Annotated in this window: 14 protein-coding genes and 1 tRNA gene; 7 read left to right on the top strand and 8 right to left on the bottom strand. The window is 72.1% G+C overall.

The features are described from left to right. Positions 1-3 precede the first annotated feature (3 nt). The 5 genes from HUT06_RS10510 to HUT06_RS10490 all read right to left on the bottom strand — a co-directional run bounded on the left by HUT06_RS10510 (position 4) and on the right by HUT06_RS10490 (position 4,043). Positions 4-1,578 (bottom strand): acyl-CoA synthetase, encoded by a 1,575-nt coding sequence (locus HUT06_RS10510; protein WP_176195546.1) that lies wholly within the window; start codon positions 1,576-1,578, stop codon positions 4-6. Between the two features lie 262 nt (positions 1,579-1,840). After that, positions 1,841-1,914 (bottom strand) — tRNA-Met (locus HUT06_RS10505). 51 nt (positions 1,915-1,965) lie between these two features. Next, positions 1,966-3,012 (bottom strand): PDZ domain-containing protein, encoded by a 1,047-nt coding sequence (locus HUT06_RS10500; protein WP_176195545.1) that lies wholly within the window; start codon positions 3,010-3,012, stop codon positions 1,966-1,968. A gap of 27 nt (positions 3,013-3,039) precedes the next feature. Further along, positions 3,040-3,483 (bottom strand): molybdenum cofactor biosynthesis protein MoaE, encoded by a 444-nt coding sequence (locus HUT06_RS10495; protein WP_217711271.1) that lies wholly within the window; start codon positions 3,481-3,483, stop codon positions 3,040-3,042. A gap of 29 nt (positions 3,484-3,512) precedes the next feature. Further along, a complete protein-coding gene (locus HUT06_RS10490; protein WP_176195544.1) occupies positions 3,513-4,043 on the bottom strand; it encodes a PPA1309 family protein in 531 nt (176 codons plus the stop codon). Between the two features lie 179 nt (positions 4,044-4,222). Here HUT06_RS10490 and HUT06_RS10485 point away from each other — a divergent pair, with 179 nt between their 5' ends. Then, positions 4,223-7,099 carry a UPF0182 family protein gene (locus HUT06_RS10485; protein WP_254715099.1) on the top strand — a complete coding sequence of 959 codons (2,877 nt, stop codon included), beginning with the start codon at positions 4,223-4,225 and terminating at the stop codon, positions 7,097-7,099. Between the two features lie 28 nt (positions 7,100-7,127). On the opposite strand, the gene HUT06_RS10480 is transcribed toward HUT06_RS10485, so the two are convergent. Then, complete coding sequence (locus HUT06_RS10480; RefSeq protein ID WP_176195542.1) at positions 7,128-8,210, bottom strand: NAD-dependent epimerase/dehydratase family protein; 1,083 nt, start codon at positions 8,208-8,210, stop codon at positions 7,128-7,130. 89 nt (positions 8,211-8,299) lie between these two features. Here HUT06_RS10480 and HUT06_RS10475 point away from each other — a divergent pair, with 89 nt between their 5' ends. The 6 genes from HUT06_RS10475 to HUT06_RS10450 all read left to right on the top strand — a co-directional run bounded on the left by HUT06_RS10475 (position 8,300) and on the right by HUT06_RS10450 (position 13,011). Continuing rightward, positions 8,300-9,712 carry a zinc-dependent metalloprotease gene (locus tag HUT06_RS10475; RefSeq protein WP_176195541.1) on the top strand — a complete coding sequence of 471 codons (1,413 nt, stop codon included), beginning with the start codon at positions 8,300-8,302 and terminating at the stop codon, positions 9,710-9,712. After that, on the top strand, positions 9,709-9,885 hold the full coding sequence (locus tag HUT06_RS10470; protein WP_171068930.1) for a hypothetical protein: 177 nt from the start codon (positions 9,709-9,711) through the stop codon (positions 9,883-9,885). Before HUT06_RS10475 ends, HUT06_RS10470 begins: the two co-directional genes overlap by 4 nt. A gap of 198 nt (positions 9,886-10,083) precedes the next feature. Then, entirely contained in the window at positions 10,084-10,770 is a 687-nt protein-coding gene (locus tag HUT06_RS10465) for a hypothetical protein (protein ID WP_176195540.1), read from the top strand. After that, positions 10,767-11,762, top strand: coding sequence for a radical SAM/SPASM domain-containing protein (locus tag HUT06_RS10460; protein ID WP_176195539.1), 996 nt, complete (start codon positions 10,767-10,769; stop codon positions 11,760-11,762). Before HUT06_RS10465 ends, HUT06_RS10460 begins: the two co-directional genes overlap by 4 nt. Beyond that, the gene (locus tag HUT06_RS10455; protein ID WP_176195538.1) at positions 11,759-12,418 is read left to right on the top strand and encodes an HD domain-containing protein; all 660 of its coding nucleotides are present in this window, start codon (positions 11,759-11,761) and stop codon (positions 12,416-12,418) included. Before HUT06_RS10460 ends, HUT06_RS10455 begins: the two co-directional genes overlap by 4 nt. Continuing rightward, on the top strand, positions 12,415-13,011 hold the full coding sequence (locus HUT06_RS10450) for an NUDIX domain-containing protein (protein WP_176195537.1): 597 nt from the start codon (positions 12,415-12,417) through the stop codon (positions 13,009-13,011). The genes HUT06_RS10455 and HUT06_RS10450 overlap by 4 nt, the downstream gene beginning before the upstream one ends. A gap of 34 nt (positions 13,012-13,045) precedes the next feature. Here the strand turns inward: HUT06_RS10450 and HUT06_RS10445 are convergent, their stop codons facing one another. After that, a complete protein-coding gene (locus HUT06_RS10445; RefSeq protein ID WP_254715098.1) occupies positions 13,046-13,711 on the bottom strand; it encodes a nucleotidyltransferase family protein in 666 nt (221 codons plus the stop codon). Next, positions 13,708-14,253, bottom strand: a complete 546-nt coding sequence (locus HUT06_RS10440) for a M48 family metallopeptidase (protein WP_176195536.1) — start codon at positions 14,251-14,253, stop codon at positions 13,708-13,710. The genes HUT06_RS10445 and HUT06_RS10440 overlap by 4 nt, the downstream gene beginning before the upstream one ends. Positions 14,254-14,377 lie beyond the last annotated feature (124 nt).

The following is a 14,377-nucleotide window of genomic DNA, read 5'->3' as shown; positions in this document are numbered from 1 at the left end:
AGATCAGGCCTGCCCCAGACCGGCATGCCGGTCACGCAGCTCCCGCTTCAGGATCTTGCCACTGGGGTTCTTGGGCAGAGCATCGGCCAGCACGACGTACTTGGGCCGCTTGTACGGAGCGAGCCGCTCCCGAGCATGAGCATTGACGTCCTCAACGCTGAGCTCAGCCCCCGCCTTGGGAACCACAACGGCGGTGACGGCCTCGATCCAGTGCGGGTGGCTGATGCCGAAGACGGCGACCTCGGCCACGCCGTCCAGTTCGTAGATGGCCTCCTCGACCTCCCGGCTGGCGACGTTCTCCCCACCCGTCTTGATCATGTCCTTCTTGCGATCGACGACGGACAGGTACCCGTCCGCCGTCATCACTCCGAGATCACCCGAATGGAACCACCCGTTCCGGAACGCCTCGGCGGTCTTCTCCTCGTCCCGGTAGTACCCGAGGGCCGCGTGCGGGCTCCGGTGGACGATCTCGCCGACCTCTCCCGCCCCGACGGGATTCCCGTCGTCGTCGACGACCGCGGTCTCGACATTGATCGCCGCGCGCCCCGCGCTCCCGGCCCGCTCAAGCTGCTCCTCGGGCCGCAGAATGGTCGCCAGCGGCGCCATCTCGGTCTGCCCGTAGAAGTTCCACAGCCGCACCTCCGGCAGCCGCCGCAACAGCTCCCGCAGCACCTCGACCGGCATCGGCGAGGCCCCGTAGTACCCCTTCCGCAGGCTCGACAGGTCGCGCCGGTCGAAGTCGGGATGACGCAGCAGCGAGATCCACACGGTAGGCGGGCAGAACAGCTTGGTGACCTTCTCCCGCTCGATCGTCTCCAGCAGCGCACCGGGCTCGGGCGACGGCAGGATGATGCTCGTCGCCCCCAGGTAGACGTCGACCGAGAAGAAGCAGTCGAGCTGCGCGCAGTGGTACATCGGCAGCGTGTGCACCTCGACGTCGTCCGGGCTCATCTCGCCGTCGACGACGCAGCTGACGTACTGGGAGATCAGCGAGCGGCTGGACAGCATCACGCCCTTGGGCCGCGACTCGGTCCCGGACGTGTACATGAGCCGCAGCGGATCGTCGTCCTCCACGAGCACGTCCGGCGCCACTTCGGACCCGGCCGACCACCACCCGTCGACGTCCTCCCACCCATCCTCCACCGAGGCACCGGAGAGCGAAATCCACCCCCGCACACCGCCCTCGACGCCGGCGAGAGCGAGCGCCTTCTCCGCCGTAGGGGCGAGCGCGTCCTCCGCGATGATCCCGGACGCCCCCGAATGCCCGACGATGTAGGCGACCTCGTCGGCGTTGAGCATGAAGTTGACGGGCACGAGCACCACGCCGAGCTTGGCCGTGGCGAACGCGATCACCGCGTACTGCCAGCAGTTATGGCTGAGCAGCGCGACCCGGTCCCCCTTACCGACCCCCCGCGCCGCGAGCGCGTGCGCCGCCCGATTGACCGCGACGTCGAACTCCGCGAACGTGACCCGAAGCTCCCCGCTGACCACGGCGACCTTCTCCGGATACCGCCGAGCCGTCCGATGCAGCAGATCCCCCACCGAGTGCTGCCGAGCACGAGCCACAGAGTCGGACATGAGCCAGCCCCTCCCGCAAAGTCCCAGGTGGCGCGATAGAACCACACCCACCCACAGACCCACCACCCCCAAAAGGGGGTAAAAACCCGGCCCGAAACCCACCACACCAGCCGGGGAGGGGGTCGAGGGGCGAAGCCCCAGGGGCGGGCGGGCGGGGAAGGTGGCGGTCCGGGGGGCTCCGGGGGGTCGTCCCCCCGGACGAAATGCGAAAGGGCCCCCTCGGAAAGCCGCAAAGCGGCGACCAAGGGGACCCCAGGACCAGTAGCGGGGGCAGGATTTGAACCTGCGACCTCTGGGTTATGAGCCCAGCGAGCTACCGAACTGCTCCACCCCGCGGTGATGTCTTAAGTCTATGGCATGGGAGGGAGTGGTCGGGTCGGTCGGCGGTCATTTGCAGGCGGGGATGTCGCCCTTGCCGGTGTTGAGGGCGTTGACGGCCTGGATGGTGCCGTGGAGGGTGTCGGCGCGGACGAGGCGGAGGCCGTCGGGGCGGGCGGCGGCTGCGTCGGCGCAGTTGTCCTTGGGGGTGAGGAAGACGGTGGCGCCGGCGTCGCGGGCGGCGATCATCTTCTGCTGGATGCCGCCGATGGGGCCGACCCGGCCTTCGGGGGTGATGGTGCCGGTGCCGGCGATGAACTTGCCCTGGGTGAGGGGGCCGGGGGTGAGCTTGTCGTAGATGGCGAGGGAGAACATGAGGCCGGCGGAGGGGCCGCCGATGTCGCCGATGCTGATGTCGATCTTGAAGGGGAACTTGTACTGGTCGGACAGGACGATGCCGACGACGGCGCGCTTGCCGGTGGGGTCGGCGACGGTCTTGACGGTGGCCTTGTGCTCGGTGCCGCCGCGCCGGTAGGTCAGCGCGACGGTGTCGCCGATCTTGTGCTTGGCCATGGCGCCGGTGATCTGGGAGACGCTGGTGACCTTGGCGCCGTCGAGTGCGGTGATCTCGTCGCCGGGCCGCAGCACGCCGTCGGCGGGGCGGCCCTTCTGGACGCCGTCGACGACGACGCGGGTGGTGAGGGGGATGCCGAGTTCGTGGAGGGCGGCGGCTTCGGCGTTCTGCTGGGAGTCCTGCATCGCCCGGGTGTTCTCCTGGTCGACCTCTTTCGGCGACTCGTTCTTGGGGAAGATCGTCTCTTCGGGGACGATGGCGGTGTCGCGGTCGAGCCAGCCGCGCAGGGCGGTGAACAGGTCGATGCGGCCGCCGGGACCGCCGCGGTAGGTGACGGTGGTGAAGTTGAGGTGCCCCTCGTCGGGGTAGGTCTTGCGGCCTTCGATGCGGATGAGGGGCTGGCCCTTGTCGTTCGTGCCGAGCGTGTTGCTCGTGGGTCCCGGCATGAGCGCGACGTAGGGGACGCGCATGAAGGAGCCGATGACGGCGAGCAGGAGGACGAGCACGCTCGCGACGGAGAGCGTGGCGGCACGACGAGACATGCCGGAAACTCTATGCGGTCAGGGGGCTCAGCAGGCTCCGACCCACTCGTCGTCGCCGTCGGCGAAGGTCTGGTGCTTCCAGATGGGGACCCCGGCCTTGAGGTCGTCGATGAGGCGGCGGCAGGCGTCGAACGCTTCGGCGCGGTGCGCGCTGGAGGCGGCGACGATGACGGCGATGTCGCCGATGCGCAGGTCGCCGACGCGGTGGACGGCGGCGAGGCGGAGGACGGGGTGGTCGGCGGCGACCTTCTCCATGACGGCGCGCAGTTCCCGTTCGACGGTGGGGTGGGCGCTGTAGGACAGGCCGCTGACGGCGCGGGCGTGGTCGTGGTCGCGGACGGTCCCGGCGAACAGGGCGATGCCGCCGGCGCCCGGGGCGCCGACGGCGCGGTAGACCTCGTCGACGGACAGGGGCGTCTCGCGGACGCCGGCCAGCCGGATGACGTCGCCGGCTTCAACGCTGTGGGTCACGTTCCGCAGGCTACCTCCCGGCGCCCGCCCTACTCGCGGCGGGACGCGCCGGGGTCGTCGGGGTCGAAGGTGGCGGCGAGCGCGTCGGGCAGGCCGGGCACGAGGTCGGGCCCGAGCAGGACGGCGTCGTCGCTGTCGTGGCTGCGCATGCGGACGGCGGCGTGGCGGGCGCCGTCGCGCAGGACGCCGACGACCATGCGGACCTCTTCGCGGGCGGGGTGGTTCCCGACGAAGGCGGCGGCCTCGGCGGCGTCGTCCGGGATGTCGTCCTCGACGTCCGGGGGCAGGACGACCCGTTCGATGACGAGGACGCAGCCGTCGACGGTGTCGGGCCAGACGATGCCCGCGAGGGCGTCCTCGACGCTGCTCCCCTCGGGGAGCCCTTCCTGCTCGATGGGGACGAGGGCGTCGGCGTCGGCGGGCAGCTGGTCGGCGAGGCCGGGCTCGGCGCGGCGGAGTTCGGCGCTGCGGACGAGCGCGTACAGGCTGGGGGCACTGTCCCAGCCCTTCTCCGCCGAGTGACGTTCAAGATCGAGCACGGCTGTTTCCAAGAGACTCACGGGACCATCTTTCCCCTTCCCGCGGCGGTGAGTGCCGGAACCCTCGCGCCAGTCGGTAAGTTGCATCTACAGCACCGGCGGGCGGCCGGTGAGCGAGTTTCTCGATCGGAGGGGCCGACTTGACCTTCCGGACTCCCGCTTTCGGGCGCCGGCTCGGTACCGGACGGACGCGGATCGTCTTGCCCGCTCTGGTGGCGCTGGCCGTGCTGCTGGTCGCGTTCATGATCTTCACGGCCATGTACACGGACCTGCTGTGGTACCGCTCGATCGGTTTCTCCGAGGTCTACACGACGCAGCTGCGGGCGAAGATCGTGCTGTTCTTCGGCGCGGGGCTGCTGATGGCGCTGGTGGTGGGCGCCAACGTGATGGTGGCCTACCGGCTGCGTCCGGCGTACCGGCCGCTGTCGGTGGAGCAGCAGGGCCTGGAGCGGTACCGCTCGGTGATCGATCCGCGGCGCCGGCTGATCGCGGTGTCGCTGCTGGGGCTGCTGGGCGTGCTGACGGGTTCGTCGGTGGCGGGCCAGTGGCCGGTGTGGCTGGCGTTCCTGAACCGCACGCCGTTCGGCGTGGAGGACCCGCAGTTCCACATGGACGTGTCGTTCTACGTCTTCACGTACCCGTTCATACGGCTCGTGCTGGGTGTGGTCTTCGCGACGGTGATCCTGTCGATCCTGGCCGCGGTGATGGTGCACTACCTGTACGGGGGGCTGCGGCTGCAGGGGCCGGGCGACAAGGCGAGCCCGCCTGCGCGCGCGCACCTGTCGGTGCTGTTCGGGCTGTTCATCCTGCTGAAGGCGGTGGCGTACTGGTTCGACCGGTACGGCCTGGTGCATTCCGAGCGCGGGGTGGCGACGGGCGCGTCCTACACCGATGTCAACGCGCTGCTGCCCGCGAAGACGATCCTCGCCGTGATCGCGCTGCTGTGCGCGGCGATGTTCTTCAGCAACCTGCTGCGGCGCGGCATGATGCTGCCGGGCGTGGGCTTCACGCTGCTGGTGCTGTCGGCGATCCTGCTGGGCGGGGTGTACCCGCTGCTGATCCAGCAGTTCCAGGTGAAGCCGGACGAGCTGGCCAAGGAGCGGCAGTTCATCCAGCGCAACATCAAGTTCACCCGCGCCGCCTACGGGGTGGACGGTGCGAAGGTCGTCCCGTACGGCACGCAGCCCGTGACGGACAAGAAGCAGCTCCAGGAGGACGCCGAGAAGCTCGGCGGCGTGCGCGTCCTCGACCCGAACGTGGTGGGCGAGACGTTCCAGCAGCTGCAGCGGATCCGCCCGTTCTACCAGTTCCCCGACACGCTGGACGTGGACCGCTACAAGGTGGACGGCAAGCTCGTCGACACGGTCGTCGCGCTCCGCGAGCTGTCGGGGGCGCCGGCCGGGCAGCGCAGCTGGGTCAAGGACCACATGGTCTACACGCACGGCTACGGCTTCGTGTCGGCCTACGGCGACCGGTTCGACTCCCGGGAGCCGGCGTTCATCACCCGCGACATGCCGGCCTCCCCGGACCAGCGGATCCAGGTGACGAAGCCGGAGATCTACTTCGGGGAGCGCTCGCCGAAGTACTCGGTGGTCGGCGGGCAGGGCCAGCAGGAGCTGAACTACCCCGACAACAGCGCCACCGGGCAGCAGAGCAGCACCTACACCGGGCAGGGCGGGGTCCGCATCGACTCGTTCCTGCACAAGCTGCTGTACTCGGCGAAGTTCCAGGACAAGAACCTGCTGCTGTCGGGCGCGATCAACAAGGACGCCAAGATCCTCTACGACCGGACGCCGCGCCAGATGGTGCAGAAGGCGGCGCCGTGGCTGACGCTGGACGGCGACCCGTACCCGGCGGTGGTGAACGGCCGCATCCTGTGGATCGTGGACGGCTACACGACGTCCAGCAGCTACCCGTACTCGGAGGAGATGAGCCTCGGGGAGGCGACCCGCGACACCATCACCGACACGCGGTCGGCGGTGGCGCGGCAGGCGAACGACCACATCAACTACATGCGCAACTCGGTGAAGGCCACGGTGGACGCCTACGACGGCACCGTGCACCTCTACCAGTGGGACGAGAACGACCCGGTGACGAAGACGTGGATGAAGGTGTTCGACAACACCGTCCAGCCGCGCTCGTCGATCCCGCCGGAGCTGGAGGCCCACTTCCGCTACCCGCAGGACCTGTTCAAGGTGCAGCGCAAGGTTCTGACCAAGTACCACGTGACGGACCCGTCGGCGTTCTACAACGGCGAGGGCTTCTGGGAGGTCCCGCAGGACCCGACGGTGAAGGGCAAGCGGCAGCCGCCGTACTACCAGAGCCTGCGGATGCCCGGCCAGGACGCCGAGTCGTTCTCGCTGACGACGGTCTTCAACCCGCGCAACAACCCGCAGCTGGCGGCGTTCATGGCGGTCGGGTCGACGCCGGGGCGCGACTACGGGCAGATCCAGATCCTGCAGATGCCGCGGAACGCGCAGCCGCCGGGGCCCGGCCAGGTGCAGAACTCGTTCGAGACCGACTCGAAGGTCAAGAGCGACCTGTTCGCGCTGCGGCAGGGCGGGACGAAGACCGTGGCGGGCAACCTGCTGACGATCCCGTTCGGCGGTGACCTGCTGTACGTGGAGCCGATGTACACGAAGGCGGCGGGCGGCGCGGAGCAGCAGCCCTACCCGATCATGGGCAAGATCCTGGTCCGGTACGGGGAGAGCATCGCCGCCGCGGACACGCTGCAGGACGCGCTGAAACAGGTCCTCGGCGCGGCGGGCGCGCCCGTCCAGTCCGGGGCGCCGCCGGGCTCGCCGGGCGGGCAGCAGCTGAGCGCGGCGGCGCAGAAGGCGATCGGCGACCTGAACAAGGCCGTGACCGACTACGAGAACGCGCAGAAGAAGGGCGACTACCCGGGCATGGGCGACGCCTGGAAGCGGATCAAGGACGCGCAGGCCGCGCTGGCGGCGGCGGGCAAGACCGCGCCGCAGGCGTCGCCGAGCCCGTCACCGTCCGGGTCGCCGTCCCCGTCGAGTTCGCCGTCGGGCTCGCCGTCACCGTCGCCGAGCGCCACCCCGCCCGCGAGCTGACGGGGTCGCCGCTGACCCCGGCCGGGGGTCAGCGGCGGCGCTTGCGGGCGCGGCGGATCGCGGCGGCGGCGCCGATCGCGGCGACGGTGGCGCCCGCGGCGGTCGCCATCGTGGCCTCCTTGCCGCCGACGCGGCGGCCGACGACGGCGTGCCGCCCGGCGGTCTCCTCCATCACGGCGCGCAGCGCGGCGGCGTTGTCGTGCAGCGGCTTCCACCCGGCGGCCCGCAGCCGGGCGCAGTCGACGACCCACGGGTAGGCGACGTAGTGCAGGTCGGTGGCGGGCGCCGGGGTCATCCCGAGCCGGTGCAGCCGCTGCGCCATGCCGAAGGTGAGGGCGGCGGGCAGCTCGAAGGTGCGCTTGCCGGTGATCTCGGCCACCTCGTCGGGGCCGAGCCAGCCCTCGGAGCCGACGGCGACGGGCCCGCGCACGTCCTCGACGACGACGGTCTCCAGCGCGGACGCGAGGTCCTCGACGTGGCAGAACTGCCAGCCGGGCGTGCTGCCCTTGACCGACAGCAGCCGGGGCGCCTCGAAGTGGCGGGTGATCACGGTGTCGACGCCGGGGCCGGCGAGCGCGGCGGGGCGGACGACGGTGACGTCCAGGCCGGGATGGGTGACGGGCGCGGTCGCGGCCAGCTCCTCGATCTCCAGGAAGTCCCCGGCGATGCTGGTGCTGGCCTCGGCGAGCAGCGGCGCGTCCTCGGCCAGCGGCACCTCGTTGCCGGGCTCGGCCCCGTAGACCATCGCGGACGTGACGAGGACCACCCGGCGGACGCGGGCGGCAGCGGCGGCGGTGACGACCGTCTGGGCGCCGCGGACGTTGTGGGTGCGGCGCTCGCGCGGGTCGGCGTCCGGGGACCGCTCGATGTCCAGGTTGACGAGCACGTCGACGTCGGAGAGCCGTCCCGACAGCAGCGGGTCGCGGATGTCGGTGACGCGCCAGGTGACGCCGGGCACGTCGCCGCGCTGCCCGTCGACGGCGACGACCTTGCGGATCTCTTCCCGTTCGGCGAGCCGGGCGGCCAGCAGCCGTCCCGCCCCGGTGGCGGCGCCGGTGACGGCGACGACCGGGCCCTTGCTACGCCGAGGGCGAACCTTGCCCGTTGCCACGGGGCTGCCCCCTTCCTTGAGTACGCGACCTTGCCGGGACCGGCTAACGTTGCGGATATGAGCCCATCATGCATCCCAGGGGCGAACCGATGAGTGACACTCCCTTCGGCTTCAACCGTCCCGGCAACGGCGACGACGACCGGCCCCAGGATCCATTCAAGGGCATGGGCGGCGACATGGCGCAGTTCGCCGACATGCTGCACCGGTTCGCCGACATGATCGGCGCACAGGGTGCGGGCGGCGGGGGCGGCGGCCCGCTGAACTGGGACCTGGCCAAGAACATAGCGCGCCACTCGGTGGTGGAGCAGGGCGACCCGTCGGTGGTGGACGCCGAGCGCCGCCAGGTCGTGGAGGCGCTGCGCCTGGCCGACCTGTGGCTGGACGAGCGGACGACGCTGCCGGCCGGCATCCGGACGCCGCAGGCGTGGAGCCGGTCCGAATGGATCGAGCAGACGATCCCCGTGTGGGCGAAGGTCTGCGACCCGATCGCGACCCGCATGGTCGAGTCCATGGGCGGGGCGCTCGGCGGCGGCGAGATCCCCGCCGACGTGCAGGCGATGGCCGGGCCGCTGATCGGCATGGTCAAGCAGATGGCGGGCGCGATGGTCGGCGGCCAGGCCGGGCAGGCGCTCGGCGCGCTGGCCCGCGAGGTCACCGGCTCGGCCGACGTGGGCCTGCCGCTCGCGCCGGACGGCGTGGGCGCGCTGCTGCCCGCCGGGGTCGAGGCGTTCGGCCAGGGCCTGGAGGTCTCGGGCGACGAGGTCCGGCTCTACCTGGCGCTGCGCGAGGCCGCCCACCAGCGGCTGTTCACGCACGTCCCGTGGCTGCGCTCGCACCTGCTGGGCGCGGTCGAGGAGTACGCGCGCGGCATCACCGTCGACCTGTCCGGGATCGAGCAGGCGGTGCAGGGCCTCGACCTGAGCAACCCGGAGGCGATCCAGGAGGCGCTGGGCGGCGAGATCCAGCTGCAGCCGGAGGAGACGCCCCGGCAGAAGGCGGCGCTGGCCCGGCTGGAGACGGCGCTCGCGCTGGTCGAGGGCTGGGTCGACACGGTCGTGAACGAGGCCGCGGAGGGGCGGCTGCCCGGCTCGGTGAAGCTGGCCGAGGCGGTGCGGCGGCGCCGCGCGACCGGCGGCCCGGCGGAGCGCACGTTCGCGACGCTGGTCGGCCTGGAGCTGCGGCCCCGCCGCCTGCGGGAGGCCGCCGCGCTATGGCGGTCGCTGACGCAGGCGCGCGGCACGCAGGGCCGGGACGCGGTCTGGGACCACCCCGACCTGCTCCCGACGGCCGACGACCTCGACGACCCGGACGGCTTCGTGCACGGCCGCGACGAGATCGAGGGCCTGTCCGACCTCGACTGGTCCGACCTGACGAAGGCGCCCGAGGAGGGCGAGAAGCCCGACGACAAGGGCCCCGACGAGAAGGGCTCGGACGAGAAGGGCCCGGACGAGGGCGGGCCCGGCGGCGGAGCCCGCCCGGACGACGGCGGGCCGCGCGCATGAGCCGCGCACGCCCGTCCCGGGTGCCCGGCTGCCGGTACGAGCCCGGATCGTCCACGAACGCGGTCCGCCGCCGGGTGGCGCGCGCCAGCCTGTGCTGGCAGCGCCCGATCGACCAGGAGCGGCGCCGCCGCCGCCCCGACAACTCCCGCTACCCGCGGGTGGGGCGGGCCTGACGGCGCCCGGTGACGCATGCGGCCGCCCGGGCAGCCGGGCGGCCGCGCCTTTCCGCCGTCCGCGCCGCCCGCTCCGGCCGCGCCGCCCGAAAGCGAACCGCGGGCTGCGGAAAATGACTCATTGAGCGGATAAGCGCGCCCACGTACGCTGATCCCCGTCATATCCGGCGGCACATGCGCATCGAGGGCAGGCTTCGGTTGGACAGGTTCCGTTCCTTCGTCAGGTTCGCCTTCGGTGTCGCCCTGGTCGGCGTGCTGATCAACCTGGCCTCCAGCTATATCGACGACCGCTATCCGGCGGCTCGGGAACTGCTGCTCGGCGTCGCGCTGGGCGCCCTGGTCCTGTGGCTGCTGGTGCTGCTCACCCAGTACGTCTTCTCCTATCTGGTGGGCGGCCGGTACGCCGTCGAGGCGCTGATCCTGAACTCCCGGAACGAACTGCTGGTGTACCGGCATCCGCACCACAAGGTGATGCTGCCGCCGGGCGGCCGCGTCAAGCGCTCGGAATTCCCGAACTTCGCGCTGCAACTGCGCCTGGAAGAGCGGCTCGGGCTCAATCCGCGCGATTACCGGTTCGACGAGAGCTTCCATCACGGCATCGACGGGAACACCGGGCACCTCGGCGAGATCCAGCGCTTCGCGGCGCCCTTTCTGGTGCAGCGCGAGATCCACCGGCAGCGCGGGTTCGTGCAGTTCCACTACGACCTGATCTACGTCCTGCGGCTGCTGGACGACCAGACGGCGCTCGATTCGCCGAAGTACAACCCCGTGCACTTCGTCGACCTCGCGGCGCTGCAGGAGATGGTGGCGCAGCAGCGGTCGTTCCCGGACGTCCTGGACGCCTACCGGCGGGTGCTCGCGACGCTCGACGGCGCGCAGCCGTGATCAGGATCAGGTTCCCGCGCGGCGTCGCCGCGCCCGCCTGGCTGGCCGACGGCGGCGAGGACGTCCAGGTCACCGATGATCCGGCCGTGATCGCGCTGGAGGAGGAGAAGAACACCGAGGAGCGGCGCGCGGCCGTGGACCGGGTCCTGCGCCCGCGCTTCGAGCGGGACTGGTCGGCCGGCGACCCCCTGTTCCACCTGGTCTCGGTGGAGACGCGTGCGGGCTGCAACCACACCTGCTCGTTCTGCCCGGTGTCGCGGTCGGTCGACCCGCGGCCGCCGGGGGAACTGGACCTGGCCGTGATCGGGCTGATCGCCCGTCAGCTGGGCGAGCTGGGCTACGACCGGCGGGTCGCGCTGTTCGGCAACAACGAGCCGCTGCTGGACGCCCGGCTCCCGGAGATCGTGGGCGTCTTCCGCCGCGCCTGCCCGGCGGCGGACCTGCGCGTCCTCAGCAACGGGATCCTGGCGCGGACGGAGCTGGTGGCGGAGCTGTTCGAGGCCGGGCTGTCGACGCTGACCATCAACAACTACACCGACGGCAGCCGCGTCATCGCGCCCGTCCGCGAGTTGGTGGCCGAAGCCCGGCGCCTGCGGCATCATGACATACGGATCAGCGTGCGGCGCCGGACCGAGGTCCTCACCACGCGGGCGGGCCTGGCACCGAACAAGCCGCGGCCCGCCGCCGGGCCTCACGGCTTCTGCGCGCTTCCGTTCACCGACCTGCACATCTCGTACACCGGAGAGGTGAACCTGTGCTGCTTTGACGCGTACGGCAAGGTCCGCATGGGAGACGTGGCCGAGACGCCCCTGGTGGAGATCTGGCGGTCGGCGCTCTTCGCGCACCACCGCTCCGCCCTGCTGCGCTCCGGCCGCGCCGGCCTGGACCCGTGCCGGCACTGCGACTTCGACGGTTTCCGAGACCCCGCCCCCACCGCGTCCCGGCCGCTGACCCGCGACGACATCCTGCTATCCGGGAGCATCGACCCATGAACAAGACCGACGTCATCGAGCGCACGGCCGAGTACGCCAGGAAGACACTGGAGGCCGACTCCTCGGGGCACGACTGGTGGCACGTGGCGAGGGTCCGCCGGCTGGCGCTGGAGCTGGCCCGCGAGGAGCGGGCCGACCTGTACGTGGTCGAACTGGCCGCGCTGCTCCACGACATCTCCGACTACAAGCTGAACGGCGGCGACCTGACCAAGGGGCCGCGCCGGGCGTTCGAATGGCTGGTCGGCCTGGGCGAGCCGGAGGGCGTCGCGCAGGACGTGGCGGACATCATCGCCGCGATGTCCTTCAAGGGCGCGGGGACGGCGTCGGAGATGGCGACCATCGAGGGCAAGGTCGTGCAGGACGCCGACCGGCTCGACGCGCTCGGCGCCATCGGCGCGGCGCGCGCGTTCGCCTACGGCGGCTACAAGGGCGAGCCCATGCACGTGCCGGGCCTGTCCCCGCACCTGCACACGTCGCTGGACGACTACCTGAACCGCGAGGGCAGCACGATCAACCACTTCTACGAGAAGCTCCTGCTGCTGAAGGACCGGATGAACACCGAGGGCGGGCGCCGGCTGGCCGAGCGCAGGCACCGCGTCCTGGAGCGGTTCCTCGACGACTTCCTCACCGAGTGGGACGCCAAGGACATCGGGTGAGCGAGGGGTCCGCGGGCGAGCGGGCCGGCGCGGGGCGGCACACCGGCGCGGGGCGGCACGCCGACGCGGTCTCGCTGCTGCGGCGGTGGCACGCGCCCGACCCTGGGCAGGGCCGTCTCCGCGAGGCGTTCCTGGAGCACCTGCTCGCCCATCCCGACGGCACCGACCGGGGCTGCGACCCGGGTCACATCACGGTCGGTGTCGCCGTCCTCGACCGGGCGCGCACGAGCGTGCTGCTCACCCACCACCGCCGGATGGGCAGGTGGGCGCAGCTCGGCGGCCACTGCGAGCCCGACGACCCGGCCCTGCTCGCCGCCGCGCGGCGGGAGGCCGCCGAGGAGTCCGGCATTCCGGACCTGGAGATCGCGGGCACTCCCCTGCGCCTCGATCGTTATCAGGCCCGGTGCGGCGGCCGCGACCTGCTGCATCTGGACGTGCAGTTCACGGCCACGGCCCCGCCCGGGGCCGTGCCGGAACCGGTGCCCGGCGGTGACGAGGCGCGGTGGTTCCCGGTGGGGACGCTGCCCGCGTCGGCGGACGAGGGCACGCGCGCCCTGGTCCGCGCCGCCCTCGCGGCCGGGACGCCGGGCTGAACCGCCGGGTCGCCGGGCCGCCGAACCGGGCGGCTCAGCGGCCGAGCGGGTGGCCTTCCAGCAGGGCGCGGGTGTTCTCCCAGCCCTCCAGGCCCGGGTCGAGGAAGCGCAGGTCGGCGGGGGTGCGGACGCGGTGCCAGCCGGGGCCCTGCGGCACCAGGCCGGGGCGGGGCGCGGCGGCGCGCAGCCGGGCCAGGGCGTCCGGGGTGTCGAGGCCGACGTCGTGCAGGGCGGCGGCGAGCCAGCCCGGCAGGGGGAGGCGCGCGGCGAGCGCGACGAGGCCCTGGCCGGTGCCTTCGGCCTGGCAGGCGGCGGCCGGGGCGCCGCCGAGGGCGCGGAACAGCTTGCCGAGCAGCAGCGGCGGCAGGTCGGGGGCATCGGGGGCGACCAGCGCCGCGGACCCGGCGCCCAGCGCGTGCAGGGCGGCGAACGCGCCGGCGAGCGTGCCCTCCCGGACGATCGGCGTGCCCGGCCAGGTGACCGCCTCGGCGTCCGGCTGGTGGGGCGGGTCCAGGACGAGCGCGGGCGTGACCAGTTCGAGCCCGGCGACGACCTCGTAGGCGTCCTCCAGCAGCGCGAGGCGGAACTCGTCGGGATCGACGCCGGCGGGCGGCGCGGCCCCGTTCCGGGCAGGGAACGAGAGCACCGCGGCGAAACGGGCGTCCTGCGGGGGACGCGGCGCGGCGGGACCGTCGGTCACCCGGCGGCCTCGCGCGGGAACTCGTCGCCGGTGTGCAGCCCGTCGCCGTGGTGGATGCCGCCGACCTCGTCGTCGGGCGCGTCCGCCTCCAGCGGCAGGTGCGCGGCGGCGGCGACGCCCTCCAGGTAGCCGCGGGCGCGGTCGGCCTTCGGGTAGTTGGCGACCAGGTCCCAGAAGTCGGCGCCGTGCCCGGGGATGAGCAGGTGCGCCAGCTCGTGGACGAGGACGTAGTCGACCACCCAGCCGGGCATGCCGCGCAGCCGGGTCGACAGCCGGATCGTGCCGTCGTCGGGGGTGCAGGACCCCCAGCGGGCGCGCTGGTTGGCGACCCAGCGGACGCTGATGGGGTCGGCGCGGCCGTCCAGGTAGCGGCGGGACAGGTCGCGGGCGCGCGACTGGAGGTCGGCGTCGGTGGGCCGCCTGCGGCGCTCCCGCTCCTCGAGCCGTTCCAAGATGGTCGCGATCCACTGTTCCTCTTCGGCCTTGCTCAGCCTCGACGGAACCATCACCACCACCTTGTCGCCGTCACGGTAGGCGGACACGGTTCGCCTGCGTCTGGCGCTGCGGCGGACCTCAACGTTTGGGGGCACGCCTGAACGTTACTCGAAGATTTGCCCGCGCCAAAGGGGGTGTTTGACGTTGCCGCAGGTCAACGCCTATCTTTTG

The sequence above is a fragment of the Actinomadura sp. NAK00032 genome, assembly GCF_013364275.1.
Taxonomy (GTDB): domain Bacteria; phylum Actinomycetota; class Actinomycetes; order Streptosporangiales; family Streptosporangiaceae; genus Spirillospora.
This window is presented reverse-complemented; position numbering and strand designations above follow the sequence as displayed.

What these genes read in the sequence shown, in the direction of transcription:
- HUT06_RS10510 (WP_176195546.1), bottom strand. Translation starts at nt 1,578, where the DNA reads ATGTCCGACTCTGTGGCTCGTGCTCGGCAGCACTCGGTGGGGGATCTG.
- HUT06_RS10500 (WP_176195545.1), bottom strand. Translation starts at nt 3,012, where the DNA reads ATGTCTCGTCGTGCCGCCACGCTCTCCGTCGCGAGCGTGCTCGTCCTC.
- HUT06_RS10475 (WP_176195541.1), top strand. Translation starts at nt 8,300, where the DNA reads ATGAGTGACACTCCCTTCGGCTTCAACCGTCCCGGCAACGGCGACGAC.
- HUT06_RS10470 (WP_171068930.1), top strand. Translation starts at nt 9,709, where the DNA reads ATGAGCCGCGCACGCCCGTCCCGGGTGCCCGGCTGCCGGTACGAGCCC.
- HUT06_RS10455 (WP_176195538.1), top strand. Translation starts at nt 11,759, where the DNA reads ATGAACAAGACCGACGTCATCGAGCGCACGGCCGAGTACGCCAGGAAG.